At 74.5% G+C, this 7,822-nt stretch carries 6 protein-coding genes and 1 pseudogene; 4 read left to right on the plus strand and 3 right to left on the minus strand.

Features of this window, described 5'->3' with window-relative positions:
- Positions 1-82: 82 nt before the first annotated feature.
- Together VR44_RS05520 and VR44_RS05525 are read right to left on the minus strand one after the other, a co-directional pair.
- Positions 83-853, minus strand: a complete 771-nt coding sequence (locus VR44_RS05520) for a glucose 1-dehydrogenase (RefSeq protein WP_045946228.1) — start codon at positions 851-853, stop codon at positions 83-85.
- Between the two features lie 49 nt (positions 854-902).
- Entirely contained in the window at positions 903-1,574 is a 672-nt protein-coding gene (locus VR44_RS05525) for a SanA/YdcF family protein (RefSeq protein WP_045946229.1), read from the minus strand.
- 345 nt (positions 1,575-1,919) lie between these two features.
- Between VR44_RS05525 and VR44_RS05530 the strand changes: the two genes are divergently transcribed.
- From VR44_RS05530 to dnaG, 4 genes and pseudogenes are all read left to right on the plus strand, one after another.
- Complete coding sequence (locus VR44_RS05530) at positions 1,920-2,630, plus strand: sirohydrochlorin chelatase (RefSeq protein ID WP_045946230.1); 711 nt, start codon at positions 1,920-1,922, stop codon at positions 2,628-2,630.
- 57 nt (positions 2,631-2,687) lie between these two features.
- Positions 2,688-4,004: a deoxyguanosinetriphosphate triphosphohydrolase gene (locus tag VR44_RS05535; protein WP_045946231.1), complete on the plus strand. Its 1,317-nt coding sequence runs from the start codon at positions 2,688-2,690 to the stop codon at positions 4,002-4,004.
- Positions 4,005-4,097: 93 nt separating this feature from the next.
- Positions 4,098-5,380, plus strand: a pseudogene (locus VR44_RS05540) (NAD(P)/FAD-dependent oxidoreductase).
- Positions 5,381-5,414: 34 nt separating this feature from the next.
- Positions 5,415-7,325: a DNA primase gene (gene dnaG, locus VR44_RS05545; RefSeq protein ID WP_045946232.1), complete on the plus strand. Its 1,911-nt coding sequence runs from the start codon at positions 5,415-5,417 to the stop codon at positions 7,323-7,325.
- Between the two features lie 88 nt (positions 7,326-7,413).
- Here dnaG and VR44_RS05550 read toward each other — a convergent pair.
- Positions 7,414-7,822 (minus strand): gamma-glutamylcyclotransferase family protein (locus VR44_RS05550; protein ID WP_045946233.1); only part of this gene is annotated, 409 nt, incomplete at its 5' end.

Genomic DNA, 7,822 nt, shown 5'->3' on the forward strand with positions numbered 1-7,822 from the left:
GGCGGAGCCCCTGGGAACGGGCGAAGGGCGGGGCGGGGAGAAGCCCCGCGCAGCGGCGCGCCCGGCCCCCGCCCAGGACCGGCTACTGGCCCGTCAGGTGGCGGACCGTCAGGCCCGCCGTCCAGCCCCCGTCCACGGCCAGTTCGGCCCCGGTGACATAGGAGGCGGCGTCCGACAGCAGGAACGCCACCGCCGCCGCGATCTCCTCCGGCACCCCGACCCGCCCCATGGGCGTACCCGGATAGTGCCCCTCCCCCGCCTGGATCCCGACCGGCGCGGTCATCGGCGTCAGCGTCATCCCCGGATGCACCGAGTTCACCCGGATCCGCGCCTCCGCCAGCTCGACGGCGCCGATCTTCGACAGCCCCCGGACGCCCCACTTGGACGCCCCGTACCCGGCCGTGAGGGCCAGCCCCGTGAGCCCGGCGGCCGACGAGATGTTGACGACGGAACCCCCGCCGTTGGCCCGCAGCAGCGGAATCGCCGCCTTGAGGCCGATGAACGTACCGACCAGGTTGACCTCGACGCACCGGCGGAAGTGCTCGACGCTCTCGTGCTCCAGGAACTGCCCCGTCGCGATGCCGGCGTTGTTGACCAGTCCGTCGAGCCGGCCGAACTCGGCGACGGCGTGGTCCAGGACGGCCTGCCAGTCGGCCTCGCTGGTGACGTCGTGGCGCAGGAAGCGGGCCGCGTCCCCGAGCTTCGCGGCGGTCTCGGCGCCCTCCGCCTCCAGCACGTCGGTGATCAGCACCCGGCCGCCGCCGTCCACGACGGCCTGGGCGGCCGCGGCTCCGAGGCCACGGGCCCCTCCGGTGATGACGACGGCCTTGCCGCTCAGATCCACAACAGCCACGGTTCCACCCCTGACGTATATGACTAATCGGCATATGCCGATCGCGGCGTCAGTCTGCCAGAGCGCCCAGGGCCCGCGACACCCCTTCCTCCTTGGGCCCGAGGAACGTCGGCCGCGGCTCGAAGACGGCGTCGACGGCCGCCTTGCCGGCCGCGAAGACCTCGCGGGCGCCGCCGTAGTACCAGGTGGCGTCGTGCTTGTTGTCGACGCCGACCCCGTACGAGTCCACGCCCGCGGCCCGGCACAGCGTGACGGCCCGGTGGATGTGGAAGCTCTGGCTGACCAGCACCGCCCGGTGCACGCCGAAGATCTCCCGGGCGCGCACGCAGCTGTCCCAGGTGTCGAAGCCCGCGAAGTCGCTGACGATCCGGCCGTCGGGCACCCCGTGCCGGGTGAGGTAGGCACGCATCGCGTCGGGCTCGTCGTACTCGGTGCGGCTGTTGTCCCCGGTGACCAGGACCGCCTTCACCTTCCCGGCCCGGTACAGCTCGACGGCCGCGTCGAGGCGGGCGGCGAGGTAGGGGGTGGGGCGGCCGTCCCACAGCCCGGCCCCGAACACGACGGCCACCCCGGCGGCGGGCGCCTGCGCGGTGGTGCGCAGCCGGCCGGCGGCGGTCGCGTGGGTCCAGGCCGACGGCAGCAGGGCCAGCACGCACAGCGCCATCACGGTCTGCACCGCCCGCCGCCGGGCCCGTACGGTGCCGAGGCGCGGTCGGCGCATGGTGATTCCCCCTGGTGGTCGTGGTGTTGCCGCCCCCGCGGCACTTCCCAGGTCAGGACGGCCCGGACCACCCGGCCGGTTCCCGTCGGCGGGAGCCGTGCGAGCACCCGGCGAACACCCGTCACCGCCGCGCAACGCACACGCAATCTGCGGCGCGCAGGATCGGTCCATGACGGAGCCGGTGCACCCTCCCGAGAGCCAGTCCGCCCTCCTCCCCCCACTCCCCTCCCTCCCCTCCCTCCCCTTCGGCAGCGCGGCCGAGCTGCTGACCCGGATCACCGACCAGCTCGGCGCCCAGCTGAGCGGAGTGCGCCCGCCGCGCGCCCGGCCCCACGGAGCCCCCTCATGCACCCCACCCTCGTCGCCGTGGCCCACGGCAGCCGCGACCCCCGGGCCGCGCTCACCGTCCTCGCCCTCCTCGAACGGGTCCGCGAGCTCCGCCCTCGCCTCGACGTCCGGCTCGGGCACATCGAGCTGAACCGGCCGCTGCTCGACGACACCCTGAAGGACGCCACCGGTGCGGCGGTGCTCGTGCCGCTGCTGCTCGGGCGCGGGACCCACGTCAAGCGCGACCTCCCCGCCGCCGCGGCCCGCGCCGGGCACCTGCGGATACGGGTGGCGGAGCCGCTCGGGCCGCACCCGCTTCTGGTGGAGGCCCTGTTCGAACGGCTCCTGCAGGCCGGCTGGGAGCCGGGCACCGCCGTCGTCCTGGCCTCCGCGGGCTCCCTCGACCCGGACTCCGCCGCCGACTCCCGCCGTACCGCCGCCCTGCTCTCGGAGCGGCTCGGCGGGGTGCCCGTGACCCCGGCGTACGCCTCGGCGGCCGCGCCGACCGTCCCGGACGCCGTACGGGCGCTCGCGGCGCGGGGCCACCGGGTGGCGGTGGCCTCGTACTTCACCGCCCCGGGCCGCTTCGCCACCGCGAGCGCCGCCGCCGCACCCGGCCCGGCCGCGGCACCGCTGGGCGCCCACCCGGCCCTGGCCCGCCTGGTCGTGCACCGCTACGAGGAGGCCCTGGCCCGCCCCGCGCACCAGCGGGAACTGGCCACCGCCTGAAGACCGCACGGGACCGGATTGCTCGGATTGTCGGTGTCTCCGGTTACCTTCTGATACATGGAAGGCACCGCGCTCACCCCCGCGTACGAGTCCTACGACCCCGCCGCCACCGAGCGGTGGGCCGCCGAGCCCGACAAGCGGCCCGGGCGGACCGCCTTCCAGCGCGACCGGGCCCGGGTGCTGCATTCGGCCGCGCTGCGCCGCCTCGCCGGGAAGACCCAGGTGGTCACCCCGGGCACCCGCTCCTTCGACTGGGACGCGAGCCCCCGCACCCGGCTGACGCACTCCCTGGAGTGCGCGCAGGTCGGCCGGGAGCTCGGCGCGGCCCTCGGCTGCGACCCCGACCTGGTCGAGGCGGCCTGCCTGTCGCACGACATGGGGCACCCGCCGTTCGGGCACAACGGCGAGGAGGCGCTCAACGAGTTCGCGAAGGACTGCGGCGGCTTCGAGGGCAACGCCCAGTCGCTGCGCCTGCTGACCCGGCTGGAGCCCAAGCGGTTCGTGCCCGACCCGGCCACGGGCGATCCCGTCAGCGTCGGCCTCAACCTGACCCGCGCCTGTCTGGACGCCGCCACCAAATACCCGTGGGCGCGCGGCGGGCACCCCACCGACCCCGACTCGGTGAAGTTCGGCGCCTACGAGGACGACCTGCCGGTCTTCGCCTGGCTGCGGCGCGGCGCGCCCGCCGACCGCAAGTGCTTCGAGGCCCAGGTGATGGACTGGTCGGACGACGTCGCGTACTCGGTGCACGACTTCGAGGACGGCCTGCACGCCGGGCACCTCGACCCGAACCTGCTGTTCGCCGAGCCCGAGCGGACCGCCATCTGGCGGGTCGCCATCGGCCGGTACGTGCCCGCGGACACCGACCCCGAAGAGCTGCGCGAGGCGCTGGACCGGCTGATGGAGGAGGAGTGGTGGCCGCACGGCTACGACGGCTCGGCCGTGGCGCAGGCCAGGCTGAAGGACGCCACCAGCCAGCTGATCGGCCGGTTCTGCCTGGCCGCCGAGAGCGCCACCCGTGAGGCGTACGGGTCCGGCCCGCTGACCCGGTACGCGGCGGAGCTCGTGGTCCCGCGCCGGGCGCGCAACGAGTGCGCCGTCCTGAAGGCGGTCGCCGACCTGTACGTGATGCAGCGCGACGAACAGGAGCGGCTGCGGGCCGACCAGCGCATCGTCCTGGCCGAACTCGCCGAGGCGCTCAGCGCCCGCGCGCCGGAGGGACTGGACCCCCAGTTCCGGGCGATCTTCGACGCGGCGCCGGACGACAAGGCCCGCAAGCGCGCGGTCATCGACCAGATCGCCTGCCTCACCGACGCTTCCGCCCGGTCCCTGCACGCCCGTCTCACCCGGCACGGGCGGCGCGCCGAAGGGTGAGCCGATCGGGCCATTCCCCCTTCACGGGGCAGGCTCGGTGCGGGACGCTCGCATGTGGCCGCACATGGCGGAGAGGTTATGAGGAGGCATCAGGTGGTCGACGCACACCAGACGTTCATCATCGTCGGCGCGGGGCTGGCCGGGGCGAAGGCCGCCGAAACGCTGAGGTCGGAGGGGTTCACCGGACGGGTGATCCTGATCGGCGACGAGCGCGACCATCCGTACGAGCGGCCCCCGCTGTCCAAGGGCTACCTGCTGGGCAAGGAGGAGCGCGACAGCGTCTTCGTGCACGAGCCTTCCTGGTACGCGGGCGCCGACATCGAGCTGCACCTGGGGCAGCCCGCGGTGCACCTGGACCGCGAGGCGAAGACGGTGCGCCTGGGCGACGGCACCCTGCTCCACTACGACAAGCTGCTGCTGGCGACCGGCTCCGAGCCGCGCCGCCTGGACATCCCGGGGACCGGCCTGGCCGGGGTGCACCACCTGCGCCGGCTGGCCCACGCCGACCTGCTGCGCAAGGCGCTGGCCTCCCTGGGCCGCGACAACGGCCACCTGCTGATCGCGGGCGCGGGCTGGATCGGCCTGGAGGTGGCGGCCGCGGCCCGCTCCTACGGCGCCGAGGTGACCGTGGTCGAGCCGCTGCCCTCCCCGCTGCACGCGGTGGTCGGCCCGGAGATCGGCCAGTTCTTCGCCGACCTGCACNCCTGCACGGCGAGCACGGGGTCCGCTTCCACTTCGGGGCCAGGCTGACGGAGATCGTCGGCCAGGACGGCATGGTGCTGGCCGCCCGTACCGACGACGGCGAGGAGCACCCGGCGCACGCCGTGCTCGCCGCGATCGGCGCGGCGCCGCGCACCGCGCTCGCCGAGACCTCGGGTCTGGCCCTGGTGGACCGGGAGCACGGCGGCGGCATCGCCGTGGACGCCTCGCTGCGCACCTCCGACCCGGACGTCTTCGCCGTCGGCGACGTGGCCGCCGCCCAGCACCCGGGGCTGGGGACCCGGGTGCGGGTGGAGCACTGGGCCAACGCCCTGAACGGCGGCCCGGCCGCCGCGCGGGCGATGCTGGGGCAGGAGGTCTCCTACGAGCGGGTGCCGTACTTCTTCTCCGACCAGTACGACGTGGGCCTGGAGTACTCGGGGTACGCCCCGGCGGGCAGCTACGACCAGGTGCTGGTGCGCGGGGACGTGGGCAAGCGCGAGTTCATCGCGTTCTGGCTCTCCGACGGCCGGGTCCTGGCCGGAATGAACGTGAACGTGTGGGACGTCACCGAGCACATCCAGGACCTGATCCGGTCGAAGGCACCGGTGGACCGCGAGAAGCTGGCGGACCCGTCCGTTCCGCTCGACTCCCTGCTCCCCGCCCAGGGGGCCTGACGGGTTCGCCGCCGTCCCACCGTAGAATTCTCGGGTGGCAGGACGGATCAACGACGACGACGTGAAGGCGGTACGGGACGCGGTCCCGATCGACGCCGTGGTCTCGGAGTACCTCCAGCTGCGCAACGCCGGCGGCGGCAACCTCAAGGGCCTGTGCCCCTTCCACGACGAGAAGTCCCCGTCCTTCCAGGTCAGCCCGAGCAAGGGGCTCTACCACTGCTTCGGCTGCCAGGCCGGCGGGGACACCCTCGACTTCATCATGAAGATCGACCACCTCTCGTTCTCGGAGGCGGTCGAGCGGCTGGCCGGGCAGGCCGGCATCACCCTGCGCTACGAGGAGGGCGGCTACACCGCCGGCACCAGCGGCCGCGGGGAGCGGATCCGCCTGGTCGAGGCGCACAAGGCCGCCGCCCAGTTCTACGTGGACCAGCTCGGCGGCGCCGAGGCCGAGATCGCCCGCCGCTTCCTGGCGGAGCGCGGCTTCGACCAGGCGGCGGCCTCGCACTTCGGCGTGGGCTACAGCCCGGCCGGCTGGGACCACCTGACACGGTTCCTGCGCGGGCGCGGGTTCAGCGACAAGGAGCTGATCCTTTCCGGGCTGGCCCAGGACAGCCGCAGCGGCAAGCCCATCGACCGCTTCCGCGGCCGGCTGATGTGGCCGATCCGGGACATCAGCGGCGAGGTGGTCGGCTTCGGCGCGCGCAAGCTGCGCGAGGACGACAACGGCCCGAAGTACCTGAACACCCCCGAGACGCCGATCTACAAGAAGTCCCAGGTCCTCTACGGGATCGACCTGGCCAAGAAGGAGATCGCCAGGACCTCCCGGGCCGTGGTCGTCGAGGGCTACACCGACGTGATGGCCTGCCACCTGGCGGGGGTCACCACCGCCATCGCCACCTGTGGCACCGCCTTCGGCGGGGAGCACATCAAGATCCTGCGGCGGCTGCTGATGGACAACGCGACCGCCGAGGTGATCTTCACCTTCGACGGTGACGCGGCCGGGCAGAAGGCCGCGCTGCGCGCCTTCGAGGACGACCAGAAGTTCGCGGCCGAGACCTCGATCGCGATCACCCCGGGCGGGATGGACCCCTGCGACCTGCGCCTCGCGCAGGGCGACGCGGCGGTGTCGGGGCTGGTGGAGTCCCGTACCCCGCTGTTCGAGTTCGCGCTGCGGCACATCGTGTCCCGGCACAACCTGGAGAACCCCGCGGGCCGGGCGGCGGCCCTGGACGAGGCCGCCCCCGTCGTCGCCGGGATCAAGAACATCGCGATCCAGCACGAGTCGGCGGTGCAGCTGGCGGGGATGCTGGGCATCCGCGACGAGCAGTTCGTGGTCAAGCGCGTGGCGCAGCAGGCGCGCTGGGCGCGCGAGCGCGGCCAGCAGCCGGGGCAGGGCCGGCAGCAGCCGGCCCGCCGCTACGAGGAGGCCCCGGCGGCCGCACCTGCCCCGGCGCAGACGGGCGGTCCGGCGCTGAACCTGCGCAGTCCGGCGCACCGTACGGAGCGGGAGCTGCTCAAGCTGGCGCTCCAGCGGCCGGCCCTGGTCTCCCCCGCCTTCGACGCGTACGGGGCGGACGAGTTCACGGCCCCGCCGTACGCGGCGGTCCGCCAGGCCATCCAGGACGCGGGCGGCGCCGCCCAGGGCACCGAGGACTACCTGGCCCGGGTGCGCGAGGCGGCCCCCAACGACACGGTGCGCGCGCTGGTGACGGAGCTGGCGGTGGAGGCCATCCACGCGAAGACGGTGGACGAGGTGTACGCGGGGGTCCAGCTGGTCCAGGTCCGGCTGCGGGCGGTGGACCGGCGGGTCCACGAGATCCAGGGCCAGCTGGCGCGGCTCGGCCCGCAGGCCCCGCCGGAGCAGCTCGCGGCGGTGCAGCAGGAGCTGTGGGTCCTCCAGCAGTACGGCCAACGCCTCCGCAACCGGGGCGCGGAGGGGCTGTAGCCCCGGGAGCCTGCGGACCCACTCCCCGCCCGGGGGGCGTGCCTGCGGCGCTGCTCCCCGCCCCGCAGGGCCGGCCACCCCCGCCGGGCTACCTCCGCAGCCAGTCGCCGCCGGGGATCTCGCGGCCCGACAGGGCGAGCCGCCCGGCCAGCGGCGCGGCCGCGAGGTACACCCAGGCCCGTACCCGGCTCCCGTCCCTCCGGACGGCCTCCCGCGCGACCCGGTCGTACACGTTGCGCGGACTGCCCGGCCCGACGTACTCCTCCAGCAGGTCCAGCGCCTCCAGCAGCTCCCCGTACGCCTCCGCCGCCGGCGTGATCAGCTCCCCCGCTATCCCCGACCCCGACCCCGACCCCGCCCGCTCCACCGCGTACGGGTACCCCGGCCCCTCGTACAGCACCGCCCCCGGCAACCGCGCCGGCTCCTCGGCGGCGGTGCGGCCCCGCAGGAACAGCCGGTGGTTGGCCTCGCCGGGCCGCAGCGTCCCGTACACGAAG

The organism is Streptomyces katrae, from assembly GCF_000966975.1.
Taxonomy (GTDB): domain Bacteria; phylum Actinomycetota; class Actinomycetes; order Streptomycetales; family Streptomycetaceae; genus Streptomyces; species Streptomyces katrae.